This is a genomic window from Hamadaea sp. (genome assembly GCF_013362815.1).
Taxonomy (GTDB): Bacteria; Actinomycetota; Actinomycetes; order Mycobacteriales; family Micromonosporaceae; genus Hamadaea.
In genome coordinates, this window is record NZ_JABFVK010000048.1 from 47,700 (window position 1) to 65,474 (window position 17,775).

The window sequence follows — 17,775 nt, forward strand, 5'->3', positions numbered from 1 at the left end:
CTATATGCGGAACGTTCGCCGGTACGCACTGGGCGCGACACCGACCGTCGCGTGCAGACGTTGCCGAAGAGACACCGCGGTGCCGAATCCGGCTTGCCGCGCGACCGCGTCGATCGGCAGGTCGGTCGTCTCCAGCAGCTTCCGCGCGTGCTCGACCCGTTGCCGTGCAAGCCATTCCGCCGGGCTGACCCCGGTCTCCTCGCGGAATCGCCGGGTGAACGTGCGTACGCTCATCTTCGCGTGCCGCGCCAGCGTCCGCAGGTCCAACGGTTCGTGCAAACGCGCCACCGCCCACGCCCGCGTAGTCGCGGTGCTCGTGTCGGTCGGCGACGGCACCGGCCGCTCGATGAACTGCGACTGGCCGCCTTCCCGCCAGGGCGGCACGACACAGCGCCGGGCGGCGCGGTTGGCGACGTCGCTGCCGAAGTCCTGGCGTACCGCATGCAGACAGAGGTCGATGCCCGCGCCGACCCCGGCCGAGGTCAGGATGTCGCCGTCGTCGACGAACAACACGTCCGGCCGGAGCGCGACCTGCGGGAACAGCTCACGGAACGCGTCGGCCCAGAACCAGTGGGTGGTCGCCGGGCGGCCGTCCAGCAGACCGGCCGCGGCCAGCACGAACGCGCCCGTGCAGATCGACATCAGACGCGCGTCCGGACGGCGCGCGGCCAGCGCGGCGGTCACGGCCGCGTCGTTCACCCCGTCAGACAGCGCCGCGGTCCCGTGCACACCCGCCACAACCAGGGTGTCGGCCTGTGGGATCACTTCCGGTCCGTGTTCGGGGACGATCGCGAAGCCTAATTCGGTACGCACAGCGCTGCCGTCCGGCGTACACACCGTGACCTGGTAGAGCCGGTTTCCGGCCGAGTCCCGGGCGGCCAGGAAGATCTGAGTCGCGGTGCCGAGGTCGAATGGGACGACCCCGTCGAGCGCCAGGATCACGACGTGATGCCGATCGGTCATGGCCTGATTCTTTCACATAGTGGCTCTCGGGCCACTCCCCTTGTTCGGGCGTACGCCCGATCATGGTCACGTGACGACTTCCACCCGCTTGCACCGCGCCTGGTCCGTGGCCGCGATCGCGTTCGTGGCGATCATCGGCGCGGCCGGCTTCCGCGCCACTCCCGGCGTCATGATCACTCCGCTGCAGGAGGAGTTCGGCTGGGGCCGGGGCCTCATCTCGGCCGCCGTCTCTGTGAACCTGCTGCTGTTCGGGCTGACCGCGCCGTTCGCCGCGGCGCTCATGGAACGATTCGGCATCCGGCGGGTGGTCGCCGTGGCGCTCGCCGTAGTGAGTCTCGGCAGCGGGCTAACCGTTTTCATGAACGCCAGTTGGCAGCTGGTTCTGTGCTGGGGCGTACTCGTCGGGATGGGCACCGGTTCGATGGCGCTGGCCTTCGTCGCCACCATCACCGGCCGCTGGTTCGTCAAGCATCGCGGGATCGTCACCGGCATACTCACCGCCGCCGGAGCGACCGGCCAACTGATCTTCCTGCCGTTGCTCGCGAACATCACCGCCTCGCACGGCTGGCGGATCGCCGCGTTGACCGTCGCCGGGACTGCGCTGGCAGTGGTGCCTCTCGTGATCTGGCTGCTGCGCGACCACCCCGCCGACGTCGGCACGACGGCGTACGGTGCGAATCCGGCCGAGCCGGTGGCCGCGCCGCCGAGGACGGCGAACGCCGCCGCGCGGGCGCTCGGCAGTCTGCGTACCGCGAGTAAGTCGGGCGCGTTCTGGGCGCTCGTGGTGGGCTTCGCGATCTGCGGCGCGAGCACGAACGGCCTGATCGGTACGCATTTCATCCCGGCCGCACACGACCACGGCATGGCCGAGACGACCGCAGCCGGGCTGCTGGCCCTCATCGGCATCTTCGACATCGCCGGGACGGTGGTCTCGGGCTGGCTCACCGACCGGGTGGACCCGCGACTGCTGCTCGCGGCGTACTACGCACTGCGCGGCTTCTCGTTGCTGCTGCTGTCGCATCTGCTGGACGCGCAAGCCCACCCGCCGATGCTGTTCTTCATCGTGTTCTACGGCCTCGACTGGGTCGCCACGGTTCCGCCGACGATCGCGTTGTGCCGTACGCACTTCGGCGCGGACGGGCCGATCGTGTTCGGCTGGGTCTTCGCCTCGCACCAGATCGGCGCAGCTGTCGCCGCGACCGGGGCGGGCGTGATCCGGGACGCGCTGGGTTCCTACTCGCTCGCCTGGTACGTCGCCGGAGCGTTGTGCTTCATCGCCGCCGCAGTGTCGGCCCGGATCGGCGTACGCCGTCTCGCGCCGGCGACCGCCTGACCGGAGTCCGGTTGATCATGATGTCGGGGGCGGCGACACGCGGTCCGTTGGGACCATAGGTTCATGATCAACGGGAGTATTGGGCGGAGAAGTGCTCCTGGGCGATGCGCCGCAGTGCCACGAGAATCGCCTCGCCCAGGACCGTGCCCGTGATGACCGCCTCGACGGTGCCGGCTCGATCCGGCCGGCGCATGACGAGCCCGACCTCCTCCTCCGCCAGCTTCTCCACGGTTTCGGCGTACGTGTCGAGGAGAGTGGTCAGGTCGTCCTGGCCCAGCGAACGGATGGCGTGCAGGGCATCGGCGACCTGATCGACCTCGGGCCGGTCCGGATACACCTGCCAGCCCCGGCGGCGGATCAGGTCGAGGACGTCCTCTCGGGCCTGCCGCCACTCCGGAGAGGAGCGGTCGGCCCGGGTCGGCCGCGTCAGCAAGTAGTGCGCGGTGCCGCGTACCTCGTGACCGAACTGATGAGGGTCGTCGATCGAGCGCAGCACCTCTTTCACCGCGGTGATGCCCAGCCCGCCGACGTCGACCAGCGCCCGGATCAACCGGACCCGGCGCAGGTGCTCCGGACCGTAGTCGGCCTGATTGCGGCCGGTCGGCGTGCCGGGCGGCAGGATGCCCTCGCGGAGGTAGTACTTGATCGTGGGCAGCGGGACCCCACTGCGCTCCACCAGCTCGCCGACCTTCATGCGGATAGTATAGCTATCCGTTATCCGGCGCGGCGAGCGGCCTTCCGGCGAGCCAGCGTGACGCCGAGGGCCAAGGCGACGCCGGCCAGCACCGTCAGGACGATCCAGCCGCCGACGCCGGTCGGAGCCGAGGCCGGTGCCGCCGCCGAACTCGCCGTGGCGGTCGCTGCTTCCGGCGTACCAGTTGAAGGCGAGACGGAGTCCGACGGAGCGGGAGTGACCAGCGAAGCCTCCGTTGGCGACGCGCCGGGAGCCGCCGCCGCGAGCTTGAGCACGGGCGCCGGGTGCTCGGGGTTGGGGTCGCTCGCGGACGGGAGCTCGATCCAGCGGTCGACGTCGCCGTTGCTGTAGGTCACGAGGGTCTTGAACGCGATGGTCTTGGCGTTCGGCAGCTGCTTGACCTTGATCTTGTACGCGGCGTCGGTCTTGACCTTCAGCGTGGTGCCCGCGACCGTGTAGCCGTCGGCGGTGGGGGTGAGTTTCCAGCCGCTCGGCGCGGCGACGAGGGTGACATCGGCCGGGGCGATGCCCTGCGGGAGCACCACGCGGACCGACGAGATGCCGGCCGAGCCGTTCTCCGCCTCGGCCGAGAAGCTGACGACCGCGTTCTGCGCGAGCGCCTGCGCGGGCTTGGCGCTGACCTCGACGTGCGCGAACGCCTGACCGGCGAGCGCGACCGCGCCCAGGACGACACCGGCGGCGACCGCCGTGAACCTGCGTGTGAACACCTGATTCCCCCTCGTTGACGAGCCTGACGCTGGTAAGTCGCCGGACCGCCCAGGTTAGTTCCCTTGGTTTCCACGCAGTTCCGTCAGACTGTGAGCAGGCTCCAGAGCGTGATCGAGACCTCACGGGCGGACGGCCGACCGGCCGGATTCTTGTCCATGCAGGCCCGGACGAGGTCGGTCAGGCCACCCGGCAGACCCGGGACCGCCAGCACCGGAGCGGGTGCGAGCGCCTTCGGCAGGACGCCTCGCCGCGGCCGGCCGATGCTGCGAGTCTGATACGGCGAACCGCCGGTGAGCATGCGATAGACCAGTACGCCGAGCGAGTACACGTCTTCGGCCCGGCTGAGCCCGTCCTCGGTCGCTTCGGCCAGCCCGTAGTCGATGATCTTCACGCCGACCGGGGTCAGCATGACGTTGTCCGGATTGAGGTCGCGATGCGTGACTCCGCGCCGATGGGCCACCGCGAGCACGTCGGCGACGCTGCCGCCGACTCGCGCCGCCTCCGGCCAGGGCAGCAGCGTACGCCGCTCCATCCGGGTGGACAGCGACTCGCCTTGCAGCAGTTCGAGGACCATGAAGCCGATCGTCGAGCCGTCCGCGAGCGCGGCGTCGCCGTAGTCGTAGAGGCGTGGCACGTTCGGATGGCGGAGCCGCGTAGTGATCATGGCTTCGTTCCGGAGCAGCTCACTGGTCACCGAGTACGCCCGCCCGCGGCCGGACAGGCACTTGACCGCCCGGGCCTTGCCCTCGAAGCTGTCGACCGCCCGGTAGACGTGCGAGACGCCGCCCATCGCCAGCCGGCCCGTCAGGACATATCGTCCACCGAGCGCCGTGCCAACCGGGAGCCACACGACTGAGTAGTTTTCCGCACCGTTGTTACGCGGAACAACAGTAAACCGGTGACGAGAACGGAAACTGGCACATTTGATTGCCCGCCATCAGATGGCGGGCTAACTTTGACGACGTGGGGAACGAACTGACGCTGGAGAATCAGGTCTGCTTCGCGCTCTACTCCGCCAGCCGCGCGGTGACCGCCGTCTATCGGCCGATCCTCGAGCCGTTCGGACTGACCTACCCGCAGTACCTCGTGCTGCTGGTGCTCTGGGAGAACGACCCCGTCACCGTCAAACGCCTCGGCGAGGAGCTGATGCTCGATTCGGGGACGCTTTCGCCGCTGCTCAAGCGGATGATCGCGGCCGGGCTCGTGACGAAGGAACGCAGCTCGGCCGACGAGCGCAGCGTGCTGGTCCGGCTCACGCCGGCCGGGCGGGCCCTCCGGGATCGGGCCGCGAGCGTACCGGCGCAGGTGGCCGCCGCCACCGGATTGACACCGGCCCGGCTCCGCGAACTCCGGACGACCCTGCGGGAGATCGCCGCGACCGCCGCCGGTCTCCCGCAGGCGTGACCGCTTCGCTGAGCCCGCTGGGGCCGCGCTTCTGTGCTGGATCACGGATCTGGGTCATATCTCGGCCAAGATTCGACCTAGATCCGTGATCCAGCTCCGATCATGAACGCTCGTCGAAGTCGCCCGCGAGGACGCCCGCCCGGAACGCCCGCCACTCCTCGCCGGTCAACCGGACCACGGTTTCCGGCGCGAGTGAGCTGCGGATCAGGACGTCACCGCCCTCGAAGCTGACCTCGGCACAGTTGGCGGCTTCACATCTGCTGCTTCGCCGCCATTGCGTCGGCTCCGTCTCCCGCCTGGACATCGACACCACCTTCTGACGTGTCTTGCCGATGTGTCGAGTGTGGCACGTGGAAGCGAGGTGTTTTCGTGGCGTTTCGGAAAGACGACCGCGAATGAATCTAGAGGAATTTTCTCGCGGTCTCCGTCAGGAAACGGCGGGACTCGGCGATCCCGAGCGACATCTCCTCGAGCCGCTGGTACGCGCTCCAGTACCGCTGCGGATCCACCCGATCGATCATGGCCGGCTGCGTCATGCCGCTTTCCACATAGACGAGATCTTCGTCCGTCGGAACCGGGAACTCCATGAGAATGAACGGGCTGGACACGGTGTGAATGCCGGCCTTGAACGGCAGGACCCGGACGTGGATCTGCGGATCCCGGCCCAGCTGCACGAGATGTTCCAGTTGCTCGCGCATGACGGTCGCGTCACCGGCGACCCGCAACAGGACCGACTCGTCGATGATCGCGTCGATGCGCGGCGGCTTCGGCCCACCCAGGATGTTGGCCTGCCGCAGCCGGCGGACCTCCGCGCGTACCTCCTGATCCTCGGGCGACAACCCTTCGATCGCGGTGGTCCGGAGGATCGCGCGGGCGTACGCGGCCGTCTGGAGCAGCCCGGGGACGAACAGCGGCTGGAAGAAGGACAGGTGTGAGGCGTCGGACTCCAGCGCGACGTAGTCGGCGTAGCCGCCGGGCAACCGATCGCGGTACTCCATCCACCACGACCGCTGGCGAGTGGCCCGGGCGAGGTCGATGAACTCGTCGATGAGCCCGGCCTCGGTCACGCCGTACAGCTGGAGGAGTGCTTTGACGTCGGTGACGGTCGGCTTGGTCTTGCCGTTCTCGATCCTGATCATCTTCGAGATCGACCAGTCGAGGGCGTCGGCAGCCTGCTCCTGGGTCCGGCCTGTGTCGTCCCGCGCTGCGCGTAGCGCCTGGGAGAGCCGTCGACGCGCGATGGTCGGGCCGTGCAGGCGGCTGGTCGCGGGCTCCATGCCCTCCTCCGTGGTCGTCCACTTCCCGGCTGGCACCGTTTCGGACTGGCACTGTGTCAGACGGCTTATCGCCACCTGGCGGAGTGCCAGTTATAGAAGGGTATATCGTCCCTTCCGTCATTGTCACTGCGTGGATCTCCATCATGGACGGCCCACGGCTGTGACCAGCCCTGACAATCGGGAGTGTCAGATGGTGGAAGGGCACGCCGCAGTGTGGCGGCGGAGCACGAAATGTGAGGCGACCTCGTGCGTCGAGGTCTCCGACCTAGGCGAGCAGGTCGGCCTCCGCAACTCGGATCATCCGGAGACCGCCATCCGGTTCCCCGTCGAACGGTGGCGGGAGTTCGTGGCCGGCGTACGCGCCGGCGAGTTCGACCACTCGGCATGAACAGACGGCACCCGGGCCTTCACCCCGAGTGCCGTTGAGACCGGCAGCCTTCCAGGGCGAAATCCCAGTCCACTGTAGAAGCTACAGGCGACTCTCCGGCGAACTGACACGACCCCCGGCACCTCCCGCATACCGGTCGGGCGTGGTGAATCGATCACCCGTACGCGTGATAGCCGGTCGTGCACCTTGACATGAGCCGAGTGGCCAGATCCCGCCCACTGACAAGATCATTCAGATTAGCCGTCCCGCCCGGCGGGTACTTCTTTCGCGTATTCCATGATCGAAAGACAACCGATCATGGCCCTTGAGCGTCTCTATACCGCAAGGAGGGGGCGAAAGAAGGGCGGCAGTGACCGGGATCGCACCGCCACAGTGACCTGGATCGCTGCTTACCACCGGGGAATCCGGTGGAATGAATAGGGCAAACGCGGCGTTGAGCTGGAGCGGACCTTCGCGGTCATGGAAAACCGCAGCTTATCGCGCTGATCAGCGAAGTCGCACGTGCCTTTCAGGGGTTTCACAGTTACTTGTGACACTTTCAGACCGGCGAGAAGGAATCAGCTCCGTTGGTCATCTGTTACGCAGATGTCAGCACCGCACACCGTAGCGGTAATTACGGGGGAGGGACCCGAACGTGGAGAACATGACGATCCTGCGCACCGACCAGGTGGCCGAGGAGCGTGACCTCGTCGGCGTCTACCTGCACGAGATCTCCCGCACGCCGCTGCTCGACGCGGCCCAGGAGGTCGAACTCTCGAAGGCCATCGAGGCCGGCCTGCTCGCGGAGCACTGGCTGGACGAGGACAAGATCCCCCAGGGGATCGGCCGCGAAGAGCTCGAGCTGTTGATCTCGGAGGGCAATCGCGCCAAGGACCTGTTCATCCGGGCCAACCTGCGGCTGGTCGTGTCGATCGCCCGCCGGTACGTCCGGTCCGGCATGCCGATGCTCGACCTGATCCAGGAGGGCAACACCGGCCTGGTCCGGGCGGTCGAGAAGTTCGACTACATCAAGGGCTACAAGTTCTCGACCTACGCCACCTGGTGGATCCGCCAGGCGATCAGCCGCGCGATCGCGCAGCAGGAGCGTACGGTCCGGCTTCCGGTGCACCTCGTCGAGGACGTCAACCGGATGCGCAACGTCGCTCGACAGCTCACCCGTGAGCTGGGCTCCGAGCCCGAGCCCGAGCAGATCGCGGCCGCGCTTCAGGTCCCCGTCGAGCGGGTCAACGAGCTGATCCGCTGGTCGCAGGACACGGTCTCGCTCGACACCCCGGTCGGCGACGACGGCGACACCAACCTGGGTGACCTGGTGGCCGACTCCGACGCCCCGTCGCCGGAGGAGATCGTGCTCTCCGCGCTGGAGCGTCAGCGGATCGAGGGCCTGCTCAACCACCTCGACGACCGCTCGGCCGGCATCATGCGGGCCCGCTACGGTCTGGAGGACGGCCGCGAGCACTCGCTCACCGAGGTCGCGTCGCGCTTCTCGCTCTCCCGCGAGCGCATCCGGCAGCTGGAGATCCAGGCGCTGGGCCGGCTCCGCGAGCTGGCTCGGGCCGAGGGGCTCCAGACCGCTTAGTTCCCACTTGTACGCGTAAAGGCCCCGTCCGGATTGCCGGACGGGGCCTTTGTCGCTGTGCTTACGACCTGACGCGGCCGTACCCGTACGGCGTCATCATGTCGATGCTGGAGAGTTTGACCGATTCTCCGAACGTCGGGGCGTGGATGACCTTGCCGCTGCCGACGTAGATCGCCACGTGCCCGAGATCGGAGTAGAAGACCAGGTCTCCCGGGGCCAGTTGCGACCGGCTGATCCGGGCGGTCTCGTCGTACTGGGTGGCCGCGTGGTGATAGAGGCTCACCCCGGCCGCCTTCCAGGCCGCCATGGTCAGGCCCGAACAGTCGTAGCTGCTCGGTCCGTCGGCGCCCCAGGCGTACGGCTTGCCGATCGCGTTGTACGCATAGGTGACGGCGACGCCGGCCTTGCCGGAGACCGCCGGGATCTTCCCGGTGTATCGCCCGGAGGTCCGGCTCGACGTGCCGTACAGCTTCTTCTTCTGCGCCTCCAGCGTCTTCAGATCACCCTCGATCTGCTTCTTCTGGGCGGCCAGTTTCGTCACCTCGTCCTGCGCCTTGGTCAGGGCGAGCTGCAACGCCGAATTCTGATCGTCGTACTTGCTGCCGGCGTCGCGAGCCGACTCGATCACGTTGTTCTGGGTGTCGGCGAGCTCCTGCAGCGTGCCGAGCCGTTCGACGACGTCCGTCGGCGACGAGCCGATCAGGGCGTTCCAGGTGGCCAGCTGACTGCTTCCGGCGTACGCCGACGCCGCCATCTTGGCGACCTTCTGGCGAGCCTCGTCCCGCTGATGGGCCAGCGGACCGAGCGACGTCTCCAGCTGCTGGATCTGACCCTGCACCGACTTGAGCTGCTCGGCGCTCTTGTTGTACTGCTCGACGAGCTTCTCCAGTTTGGTCGACGCCTCCGTGATCTGTTTGGAGAGCTCTGACTCGGAGGGAGCCGCGTGGGCCGCGCCCGGCGCCAGGAGCACCGCCAGCGCAGCCACGAGAGGCATGGCGAAGCGCCAGCCCCGTGGGAGTAGTCGCAAGGGGGTGTGAACCTTTCTTCCTCGAACCCGACCTCTCCGCAGGTCTCGGTCCGGCCGCCTACCGGGTTAGCTGCGACGCGTGGCGTCACGGGCTCGCGCTGGAAGATTCGCGCTACCACGTCCGGGGGAACGGCCGCGGATTCGCCCCACTTACCTGGGTCCCCGGTTCACAATCAATGGCTGGTGACTCGACGGCACCGGCCAGGTGTCGCCCTTTCCTGGGCGATCGGGGGCCCTGACCAGCCCCGACACCGTAACCCGGGATTCGCGCGAGGGCCAAGGGCAAGTTGCCCCCATCTGCCCATGCTGGACCGGGTTAGGCCGGAAAAGTTCAGCCGATCAGGCTGGAGTCAGACTGCGGTCAGCTGGCATAAGAGGTGCCAAGGTGCCAGGTGGCAGATTGAAGCACTTCCCAACGATGCCGGTCACTCCGACAATGAGCATACAAGCGTGTCACACGAGGAGGAGGCCATGCAGCCTACCCGGCGCGCACAGGAGCTGAGCCTGCCCGGCATCCGGGTCACCGACCGGTGGTTCGTGGTGGGCCAGCGCAAGTTCGACGTCACCGAACTGCAGAACCTGCGGACGGTGCGCGGATCGCACCACCCCATGGCGGTCCGCGCGGCGATCTGCGCGCTGCTGGCCGTGGCCGGCATCGGCGTCTTCATCGACCGGCTGGAGCCGATCGGTCTCGCCGGTCTGGCGGTCGCCGCCATCCTGCTCGGCGCGGCCGCGGTCGCCGCCGCCTGGCGCAATCCCCGCAGCTACGAGATGTGGGCCGAGTACCGCGGCCTCAGCGTCCAGCTTTATTACTGCGACAACGAGCGCCGATACAACGCGGTCTCCCGGGCGGTCATCCGGGCCCGGGAACGGGCTTACCTGGCCGACTCTCCGGTCGCCGACCAGTATCCGTCGGCGGCTACTCAGGCCGCGTGGTTCACCCAGGCGGCTTGACTCGCACCATGTGTGCGACGGGTGTGACGATCATCTGCGGATAGTGGCAGCACAGCAATCCGTCCGATGCTGTGCTGCCAAGATCCCGGGAGCACCCCCGATGCCGGAGATTCACCATTTCGCGTACGGCTGGTTCAATCCGGCGCTGGCGTATGTGCTGGCGTTCTGCGGATCACTGACCGGCCTTGTCTGCACCACTCGCGCCCGTGCCGCCGGCACCCGGGCCCGCCGCGCACGCTGGCTCGTGCTCGGCTCGCTCTCGATCGGCGGCGCGGCCATCTGGCTGATGCATTTCATGGCGATGCTCGGGTTCGACATTCCCGCCAGCTCGATCCGCTACGACCCCACGATCACCGTGGCCAGCCTCGTGTTCGCCGTCGTGACCGTCGGCCTGGGGTTGTTCTTCGTCGGCACTGGCCGCAAACGGGTGAGCAAGCTGCTCGTCGGCGGCGTCTTCACCGGCTCCGGCGTGGTCGCCATGCACTACACGGGTATGTACGCCATGCGCATATCCGGTCAGATCAGCTACGACGAGGGACTCGTCCTGGCCTCGGTGGTGATCGCGATCGTCGCGGCGACCGTCGCCCTGTGGTTCACCGTTTCCGTCCAAGGTGGATGGAAGTCGCTGCTCGCCGCCGCCGCGATCATGGCCGCCGCCGTCTGCGGCATGCACTACACGGCGATGGCGGCGTTGCGCGTACAGCTGGACTCCACGGCGGCTCCGGTCACCGGGATGACGCCGACCCTGCTCATCGTGCCCATCTTCATCATCGCGGCGGCGACCCTGCTCGGCTCGTTCGTCAGCGCGTTGCAGGCGATGACGCAGGAGGAGTTCGAGTACCCCGGCCCGGTGGCGGCCCGGGCGCTGGTGCGGGTGCCCCGGCCGCGCACCTCGTCCGGTGTCCACAGTGCACCCGGCCGGGATTGACGGAGTCTGCTAGAAACGGCGCATGCTCCGAGACTTCCGGCCGACGTTGGCGATGATGCCCCTGCACGCGATCACCGAGGTCTACGGCGAGGAGGGGCTGCGGGAGCGGTTCGCCCACGAGATCTCCCAATTCGGCGAAGCCGACCGCGTACGCCTGGAGCAGGCCCTGGACCTCGCCGCCGAGCTGCACGCCGGCCAGCGTCGCGTACGCGAGCCGTACTTGAATCACCTGTTGCGCGTCACCATCCGGATCCTGCATTACTACCGGGTCGACGACGTGGACGTCCTCGTCGCCGCCCTGCTGCACGACGCGGCCGAGGATCAGGCGTACAAGCTGGTGGGAAGCGCCGACACGACGGCCGCACTGGACCGCCTGGGTGAGTTGTTCGGGCCTCGGGTGCGGCGGCTGATCGCGGCGGTGACCAATCCGGAGTACACACCGGATCGGCACGAACACGAGCAGTACCGCGAGCATCTGGTCGAGTCGCTGGACCGCGAGCCGTGGGCGCGGGTGATCAAGATCTCCGACTTCACCGACAACGGCGTGGGCGTCATCCACACCACCGGGCCGAAGGTCAGCAGCTCGGCCCGCAAATACCGGCCCCTCGTGCCGCTGTTTCGCGAGTTGATCCCGCGCGCCGACACGCCGCTGAGCGACGCCGCCAAGGCGCACATCCTGGACCAGCTCGACCTCGCCGAAGAGCGTTTCGCGGCGATTCTCGACGGCAGAGTTTGACGGGGGTCAGCGCGACACGCCCGACACATGTTGGGGTTCTTTTTCGCGGCCACCACAACATGTAGGGTGATTTCACCGGCTCGTCGACTACGGCGGGCACGGGTCCGTCCACCGCGCCCACGCGCTGCCACCGGCTTCGCGTGCGCTGCGCCGTGCCCGCGAACCGTGCTCGCGTACGCACTCGCCGGCTGTGGAGGCTTGCGTTGAAGGAGGGGGACTGCCCATGTCTACCGCGACATTGGGGATCGCACCGTACGCGGTTGGCGACACCGCACGGCATGCGCTTTTCGGCGAGGTCGAGGCGGCTGCGGCCGGGCTCGCCGAGGTGGACCCGAATCGGGTCGCCGAACCGGTGGTAGCCGGGGTGTGGCCCGGCGCTACCCAGGCTGACCTGCGACTTCGCGCCATCGAGACGGCCGCCGCGCTCGTCGCGGAGGAGCCGGCGTACTCGCGTCTCGCGGCGCGCCTGCTCGCCGCGCACATCCGCGAGGAGGTCGCCGGGCAGGGCGTACGCCGATTCAGCGAATCGGTCGCGACCGGTCACCGGCTCGGGCTCATCGCCGACGACGTGGCCGAGTTCGTCGCGGCGCACGCCGGTGAGCTGGACGCGCTCGTGGACGACGGCGCCGACGACCGCTTCGAGTACTTCGGCCTGCGGACCGTCTACGACCGGTACGTCTACCGGCATCCGACGAATCGGCAGGTCATCGAGACCGCCCAGCACTTCCTGCTCCGCGTCGCCTGTGGACTCATGGGACCGGTCGGCGCGGCGGGCACGGTCGGCCGGTCCGTGGCCGGCGGCGTGCCCGGGGTCGCCGAGCTCTACCGGCTGATGAGCCGGCTCGCGTACCTGCCCAGCTCACCCACCCTGTTCAACGCCGGCGCCCGGCGGCCTCAGCTGTCCAGCTGCTTCCTCCTCGACTCCCCCTCCGACGAGCTGGACTCGATCTACGAGCGGTACACCCAGGCCGCCCGCCTCTCCAAGTACGCCGGTGGCATCGGCATCGCGTGGAGCCGCATCCGGTCCCGGGGTTCGCTGATCCGCGGCACCAACGGGCTGTCCAACGGCATCGTGCCGTGGCTGCGTACCTTCGACTCCAGCGTGGCCGCCGTCAACCAGGGTGGCCGTCGCAAGGGCGCCGCCTGCGTCTACCTCGAGCCGTGGCACGCCGACGTCGAGGACTTCCTTCAGTTGCGTGACTCGACCGGGGACGAGAACCGGCGTACGCACAACCTCCACCTGGCCAACTGGATCCCGGACGAGTTCATGCGCCGGGTCGAGGCCGACCAGCCGTGGTCGCTCTTCGACCCGAAGGTGGTCCCGCATCTGGTGGACCTCTGGGGCGGCGACTTCGACGTCGCGTACCGGAAAGCGGAGGCCGACGGGTTGGCCACGAAGCAGGTCAGCGCCCGCGAGCTCTACGGGCGCATGATGCGGACGCTGGCCCAGACCGGCAACGGCTGGATGACCTTCAAGGACCAGGCCAACCGCACCGGCAACCAGACGGCCGATCCGCAGAACGTCATCCACCTGTCCAACCTGTGCACCGAGATCCTCGAGGTGACCTCGGACGGCGAGACGGCGGTGTGCAACCTGGGCTCGCTCAACCTGGCCGCCCACGTGATCGGCGGGGAGTTCGACTTCGCCGCCCTCCGGGAGTCGGTCCGCGTCGCCGTGACCGTGCTCGACCGCACCATCGACCTCTCCTACTACCCCACCGCCGAGGCGGCCAAGGCGAACCTGCGCTGGCGGCCCACCGGCCTCGGGGTGATGGGGCTGGCCGACGTCTTCTTCCAGCTGCGTCTGGACTTCGACGCGCCGGAGGCGCTGGCGCTGTCCACCCGGATCGCCGAGGAGATCGCGCTTTCGGCGTACGAGACGAGTGCGGAACTGGCCGCGACGCTCGGCCGGCACGAGACCTACGACCAGACCCGGGCGGCTCAGGGCGTGCTGCACGTCGATCATTTCCCGGCCGCCTCGATCGCTCAGCCGGCTCGGTGGGCCGCTCTGCGTACGCGGGTGGCGGAGGTGGGACTGCGCAACTCGCTGCTGATCGCCATCGCGCCGACCGCCACGATCGCCTCGATCGCGGGCGCGGCCGAGTGCATCGAGCCCGTCGTCTCCAACCTCTTCAAGCGCGAGACGCTGTCCGGCGAGTTCCTCCAGGTCAACCGGCACCTGATTCAGGAGCTCAAGGAACACGGGCTGTGGACCGCCGAGCTGCGCGAGAAGATCGTCGCCGCCGAGGGGTCGATCGCGGGGATCGCCGAGATCCCGGCCGAGATTCGGTCCCGGTTCCGGACCGCGTGGGAGTTGCCGCAGCGCGCGCTGATCGACCTGGCCGCCGCGCGTACGCCGTTCATCGACCAGTCGCAGTCGCTCAACCTGTTCATGGCGGCACCGAACATCGGCAAGCTGTCCTCGATGTACGCGTACGCCTGGCGCAAGGGCCTGAAGACCACCTACTACCTGCGCTCCCGTCCCGCGACCGCGATTGCGAAGACCACCCTGGCAGCTCAGCCCGGCTCGATCCGGCCGGTGTCGGCGCAGCCCGCGCCGCAGCCCCGGGCGGCGATGTCCTTGATCAACCTGAACCTGGAAAACCCGGAAGTATGCGAGGCCTGCCAGTGACGACCACCCAGAAGATGCTGCTCGACCCGGGTCTGGACCTGACCCTCCGGCCGATGCGGTACCCGGACTTCTACGAGCGCTACCGGGCGGCCATCCGCAACACCTGGACGGTTGAGGAAGTCGACCTGGGCTCCGATCTGCCGGACCTGGAGACCTTCTCGCCGGAGGAGCGGCACCTGATCAACCGCCTGGTGGCGTTCTTCGCCACCGGGGACACGATCGTCGCGAACAACCTGGTGCTCAACCTCTACCAGCACATCAACGCGCCGGAGGCCCGGCTCTACCTGTCCCGGCAACTGTTCGAGGAAGCCGTGCACGTCCAGTTCTATCTGACGCTGCTCGACACCTACCTCCCCGACGAGGCCGAACGGGTCAAGGCGTTCGCGGCCGTCGAGAACATCCCGTCCATCGCCCGCAAGGCGCAGTTCTGCTTCACCTGGATCGACTCGGTGTTCGACGTGCAACGGCTGGAGACGGTCGAGGACCGGCGCAAGTTCCTCCTCAACCTGATCTGCTTCGCCGCCTGCATCGAGGGCCTGTTCTTCTACGGCGCGTTCGCGTACGTGTACTGGCTGCGGTCACGGGGCTTGCTGGACGGGCTGGCCGCCGGGACGAACTGGGTGTTCCGCGACGAGTCGATGCACATGGACTTCGCGTTCGCCGTCGTCGACACCGTACGCGCGGAGGAGCCGGACCTCTTCGACGAGGAGATGGGCAAGGCGGTCACCCGGATGCTGGAGGACGCCGTCGACGCCGAACTCCAGTTCGCCGAGGACCTCTGCGGCGCGGGGCTGGCCGGGATGACCACAGCCGACATGCGGGAGTACCTGCAGTATGTGGCGGATCAGCGGCTGGCCCGGCTCGGGCTGCCGGCCCGGTACGGCTCGCGTAACCCGTTCCCATTCATGGCCCTGCAGGACGTCCAGGAACTCGCCAACTTCTTCGAGCGGCGGGTCACGGCGTACCAGGTCGCGGTGGAGGGCACGGTCTCGCTGGACGAGGACTTCTAGACGATGCATCGAATGGGCGCGGGCCGGGGGTCCTCATTCCCGGCCCGCGCCCTGCTCATTCAGCAGTGTTCGAAGGCACTGGTGTAGCTGTAGCCGCCCGTGCTGCCACCCCAGCGCACGCAGGTCGGCGCGGTCCGGATCACCGGTCCGGAGTAGTAGCCGTAGTTCCCCGAGTCCGTCGTCCTCGTCGAGCCCTGCGGCTCCAGGAAGACAGTCGTCGCGGTGGCGGTGCCGACGCTGGTGAACTTGAGGGTCACCGCACAGTTCTGGCTGGTGGAGCCGTTCCAGAGCAGGTTCACGGTGCCCGCGCTGCCCAGCTTCACCGAGTCGATGTTGTTGAAGCCCGACCCGCAGACCTCACGGGGGTCGTACGGGGTGGCGCAGTTGTTCGAGGTGACCGAGCCGTGGGTGTACGGGAAGGTCACGCCGTTGAACACGGACTTGATGATGTGCGACTGCGACCGGTCCGGGTAGCGGACCTCGTAGTGCAGATGCGGGTAGACGTCGTTGGTGGACTTCGTCGTGTCGCCGACGCCGCCGATGACCTGACCCCGGAGAACCGCCTGGCCGGCGACGACGGCCATCCGCTCCAGGTGCGCGTAGTACGAGTAGTACCCGCCGCCGTGGTTGATGACGATGAGGTTGCCGTACCCGTTCACGTCGCCTTGGTTCGCCGCGACCTCAACGGTCCCGGCCGCGGACGCCAGCACGGTGTCGTTCTCGTCCGCCGTCGCGGTCGAGCCCCGGTTGAAGTCGATCTCCCACGAGACGTGGGCGGAGCTGTCGTTCGAGTCGCCGGTCCAGGTCTGCCCGCAGGGGAACGGCAGCTGGAACGAGGGGGCGGCGGCCGCCGGCGACTGGATCGCCAGCACTCCGGCGGCCACGATCGCCAACGCGATCGCACCACGCGCGAGTTTCGAGGTTCTCACTGTGCTCAGCGTCCTTTCGGGGGTTGGGGGTGAACCGGCCCACCGGTTGCTGCGCGGGGGTGGCGTCAGCGTCACCCGATGGGCTACAGGAGTTCTCCAGTTCGGCTACAGACATCACTAGAAGGTGGATCTCGGTCGGCGTACAGTCAGCCCGTTAGATCCGTGAGATCGGACGGCGGTGGCCATGGGTCTCGAGTTCCGCCTGCTCGGCCCGTTCGAGGTACGCGACGGCGACCGGCCGGTGCCGATCAACGGCGTGAAACCCCGGCAGTTGCTGGCGAGTCTGTTACTGCACCCGGATCGGCCGGTGTCGGTGGATCGCCTGATCGAGGTGCTGTGGCCGGTCGACCCGCCCCGGTCGGCGGCGGCCAACATCCAGACCTACATCAGCGGTCTGCGTACCTGCCTCGGCGACGATCACGTCGTGCGCTACCCGCCCGGGTACGCCGTGGTCATCGGCCCGGCCGACTTGGACGTGGCGAGTTTCCTCCGGGAGACCGACGAGGCGATCCGGTTACGCCGCCTCGGTTACCTCGCCGATGCGCAGCGCACCTTGGAAAGCGCGCTCGGCCGCTGGCGTGGGACTCCGCTGGCCGATCTGCCGTTGAGTCCACTGTGGCAGGTCGAGCTGGACCAGCTGGTCGAGCGCCGGTTGGCGGCGCTGTCGGAGCTGCTGGATCTGCGTATCCGCCTCGGCGATCCCGATCGCGCGGTGGCCGAACTGCGGGGTCTGACCGCCGAGCACCCGTTGCGGGAAGGCTTGTGGGCGTTGCTCATCCGGGCCCTCGTTGCCGCCGGTCGCCGAGCCGACGCCCTGACCGTGTACGCCGAAGTCCGCCGCACACTCGCGGAGGAGCTGGGCGTGGGACCCGGTCCGGAGTTGCAGCGCCTCCACAACGACCTGCTGGCCGCCGACGCCGCTCCGATCGCCTCGCATCCGGTCGGCCAGCAGCTGCCCGCCGACGCTGCGATCGTATTGCGGGGGCTGGCCGCGTTCGGCGACGCGACCGTTCCGGCCTGGTTCGCCGGGGCGTTGCACGACGACGGCGAAGAGCAGATCGAACGGCTCGTCTCGGCCCGTCTCGCTGTGGACGCGGGTCCCGACGCGCTCGGGCAACGGCGGTATCGCGTACCGGTGTTGGTGCGGATGCTCGCCGACGCCCAGTCCGGCAATTGGCCGCAGCCCGACGAGGCG

Annotated in this window: 18 protein-coding genes; 10 read left to right on the forward strand and 8 right to left on the reverse strand. The window is 68.2% G+C overall.

Annotated features, from left to right (window positions below):
* Positions 1-963 (reverse strand): helix-turn-helix domain-containing protein, encoded by a 963-nt coding sequence (locus HOV77_RS22290; RefSeq protein ID WP_290864618.1) that lies wholly within the window; start codon positions 961-963, stop codon positions 1-3.
* Positions 964-1,033: 70 nt separating this feature from the next.
* Here HOV77_RS22290 and HOV77_RS22295 point away from each other — a divergent pair, with 70 nt between their 5' ends.
* Positions 1,034-2,296, forward strand: a complete 1,263-nt coding sequence (locus HOV77_RS22295) for an MFS transporter (RefSeq protein WP_290864620.1) — start codon at positions 1,034-1,036, stop codon at positions 2,294-2,296.
* 67 nt (positions 2,297-2,363) lie between these two features.
* Here HOV77_RS22295 and HOV77_RS22300 read toward each other — a convergent pair whose 3' ends face one another.
* From HOV77_RS22300 to HOV77_RS22310, 3 genes are all read right to left on the reverse strand, one after another.
* Complete coding sequence (locus tag HOV77_RS22300) at positions 2,364-2,990, reverse strand: MerR family transcriptional regulator (protein WP_290864622.1); 627 nt, start codon at positions 2,988-2,990, stop codon at positions 2,364-2,366.
* Positions 2,991-3,010: 20 nt separating this feature from the next.
* The gene (locus HOV77_RS22305; RefSeq protein ID WP_290864624.1) at positions 3,011-3,718 is read right to left on the reverse strand and encodes a DUF1775 domain-containing protein; all 708 of its coding nucleotides are present in this window, start codon (positions 3,716-3,718) and stop codon (positions 3,011-3,013) included.
* A gap of 83 nt (positions 3,719-3,801) precedes the next feature.
* Positions 3,802-4,569 (reverse strand): serine/threonine-protein kinase, encoded by a 768-nt coding sequence (locus HOV77_RS22310; RefSeq protein ID WP_290864626.1) that lies wholly within the window; start codon positions 4,567-4,569, stop codon positions 3,802-3,804.
* A gap of 113 nt (positions 4,570-4,682) precedes the next feature.
* Between HOV77_RS22310 and HOV77_RS22315 the strand changes: the two genes are divergently transcribed.
* Positions 4,683-5,123, forward strand: a complete 441-nt coding sequence (locus HOV77_RS22315; protein ID WP_290864629.1) for a MarR family transcriptional regulator — start codon at positions 4,683-4,685, stop codon at positions 5,121-5,123.
* 100 nt (positions 5,124-5,223) lie between these two features.
* On the opposite strand, the gene HOV77_RS22320 is transcribed toward HOV77_RS22315, so the two are convergent.
* Positions 5,224-5,427, reverse strand: a complete 204-nt coding sequence (locus HOV77_RS22320; RefSeq protein ID WP_290864631.1) for a DUF397 domain-containing protein — start codon at positions 5,425-5,427, stop codon at positions 5,224-5,226.
* Between the two features lie 97 nt (positions 5,428-5,524).
* On the reverse strand, positions 5,525-6,400 hold the full coding sequence (locus tag HOV77_RS22325; protein WP_290864633.1) for a helix-turn-helix transcriptional regulator: 876 nt from the start codon (positions 6,398-6,400) through the stop codon (positions 5,525-5,527).
* Positions 6,401-6,590: 190 nt separating this feature from the next.
* On the opposite strand from HOV77_RS22325, the gene HOV77_RS22330 reads away from it, so the two are divergent.
* A complete protein-coding gene (locus tag HOV77_RS22330) occupies positions 6,591-6,788 on the forward strand; it encodes a DUF397 domain-containing protein (protein ID WP_290864635.1) in 198 nt (65 codons plus the stop codon).
* 643 nt (positions 6,789-7,431) lie between these two features.
* A complete protein-coding gene (locus HOV77_RS22335) occupies positions 7,432-8,364 on the forward strand; it encodes a sigma-70 family RNA polymerase sigma factor (RefSeq protein ID WP_290864637.1) in 933 nt (310 codons plus the stop codon).
* 61 nt (positions 8,365-8,425) lie between these two features.
* On the opposite strand, the gene HOV77_RS22340 is transcribed toward HOV77_RS22335, so the two are convergent.
* Positions 8,426-9,358, reverse strand: coding sequence for a C40 family peptidase (locus tag HOV77_RS22340; protein WP_290864639.1), 933 nt, complete (start codon positions 9,356-9,358; stop codon positions 8,426-8,428).
* A 504-nt stretch (positions 9,359-9,862) separates the two neighbouring features.
* Here HOV77_RS22340 and HOV77_RS22345 point away from each other — a divergent pair.
* From HOV77_RS22345 to HOV77_RS22365, 5 genes are all read left to right on the forward strand, one after another.
* On the forward strand, positions 9,863-10,345 hold the full coding sequence (locus tag HOV77_RS22345; RefSeq protein ID WP_290864641.1) for a DUF6232 family protein: 483 nt from the start codon (positions 9,863-9,865) through the stop codon (positions 10,343-10,345).
* A gap of 100 nt (positions 10,346-10,445) precedes the next feature.
* Positions 10,446-11,273: an MHYT domain-containing protein gene (locus HOV77_RS22350; RefSeq protein ID WP_290864643.1), complete on the forward strand. Its 828-nt coding sequence runs from the start codon at positions 10,446-10,448 to the stop codon at positions 11,271-11,273.
* 22 nt (positions 11,274-11,295) lie between these two features.
* Complete coding sequence (locus HOV77_RS22355; RefSeq protein ID WP_290864645.1) at positions 11,296-12,009, forward strand: HD domain-containing protein; 714 nt, start codon at positions 11,296-11,298, stop codon at positions 12,007-12,009.
* A 223-nt stretch (positions 12,010-12,232) separates the two neighbouring features.
* Positions 12,233-14,641, forward strand: a complete 2,409-nt coding sequence (locus HOV77_RS22360; RefSeq protein WP_290864647.1) for a ribonucleoside-diphosphate reductase subunit alpha — start codon at positions 12,233-12,235, stop codon at positions 14,639-14,641.
* Positions 14,642-14,655: 14 nt separating this feature from the next.
* The gene (locus HOV77_RS22365; protein ID WP_290864660.1) at positions 14,656-15,651 is read left to right on the forward strand and encodes a ribonucleotide-diphosphate reductase subunit beta; all 996 of its coding nucleotides are present in this window, start codon (positions 14,656-14,658) and stop codon (positions 15,649-15,651) included.
* 59 nt (positions 15,652-15,710) lie between these two features.
* Here HOV77_RS22365 and HOV77_RS22370 read toward each other — a convergent pair whose 3' ends face one another.
* Positions 15,711-16,580: a M23 family metallopeptidase gene (locus tag HOV77_RS22370; RefSeq protein ID WP_290864649.1), complete on the reverse strand. Its 870-nt coding sequence runs from the start codon at positions 16,578-16,580 to the stop codon at positions 15,711-15,713.
* A 184-nt stretch (positions 16,581-16,764) separates the two neighbouring features.
* Between HOV77_RS22370 and HOV77_RS22375 the strand changes: the two genes are divergently transcribed.
* Positions 16,765-17,775 (forward strand): BTAD domain-containing putative transcriptional regulator (locus tag HOV77_RS22375; RefSeq protein WP_290864651.1); only part of this gene is annotated, 1,011 nt, incomplete at its 3' end.

Coding starts and splice junctions, on each gene's coding strand:
- HOV77_RS22340 (WP_290864639.1), bottom strand. CDS start 9,358: ATGCCTCTCGTGGCTGCGCTGGCGGTGCTCCTGGCGCCGGGCGCGGCC.
- HOV77_RS22350 (WP_290864643.1), top strand. CDS start 10,446: ATGCCGGAGATTCACCATTTCGCGTACGGCTGGTTCAATCCGGCGCTG.
- HOV77_RS22365 (WP_290864660.1), top strand. CDS start 14,656: ATGCTGCTCGACCCGGGTCTGGACCTGACCCTCCGGCCGATGCGGTAC.
- HOV77_RS22300 (WP_290864622.1), bottom strand. CDS start 2,990: ATGAAGGTCGGCGAGCTGGTGGAGCGCAGTGGGGTCCCGCTGCCCACG.
- HOV77_RS22355 (WP_290864645.1), top strand. CDS start 11,296: ATGCTCCGAGACTTCCGGCCGACGTTGGCGATGATGCCCCTGCACGCG.
- HOV77_RS22345 (WP_290864641.1), top strand. CDS start 9,863: ATGCAGCCTACCCGGCGCGCACAGGAGCTGAGCCTGCCCGGCATCCGG.
- HOV77_RS22320 (WP_290864631.1), bottom strand. CDS start 5,427: ATGTCCAGGCGGGAGACGGAGCCGACGCAATGGCGGCGAAGCAGCAGA.
- HOV77_RS22360 (WP_290864647.1), top strand. CDS start 12,233: ATGTCTACCGCGACATTGGGGATCGCACCGTACGCGGTTGGCGACACC.
- HOV77_RS22325 (WP_290864633.1), bottom strand. CDS start 6,400: ATGGAGCCCGCGACCAGCCGCCTGCACGGCCCGACCATCGCGCGTCGA.
- HOV77_RS22335 (WP_290864637.1), top strand. CDS start 7,432: ATGACGATCCTGCGCACCGACCAGGTGGCCGAGGAGCGTGACCTCGTC.
- HOV77_RS22330 (WP_290864635.1), top strand. CDS start 6,591: ATGGTGGAAGGGCACGCCGCAGTGTGGCGGCGGAGCACGAAATGTGAG.
- HOV77_RS22290 (WP_290864618.1), bottom strand. CDS start 963: ATGACCGATCGGCATCACGTCGTGATCCTGGCGCTCGACGGGGTCGTC.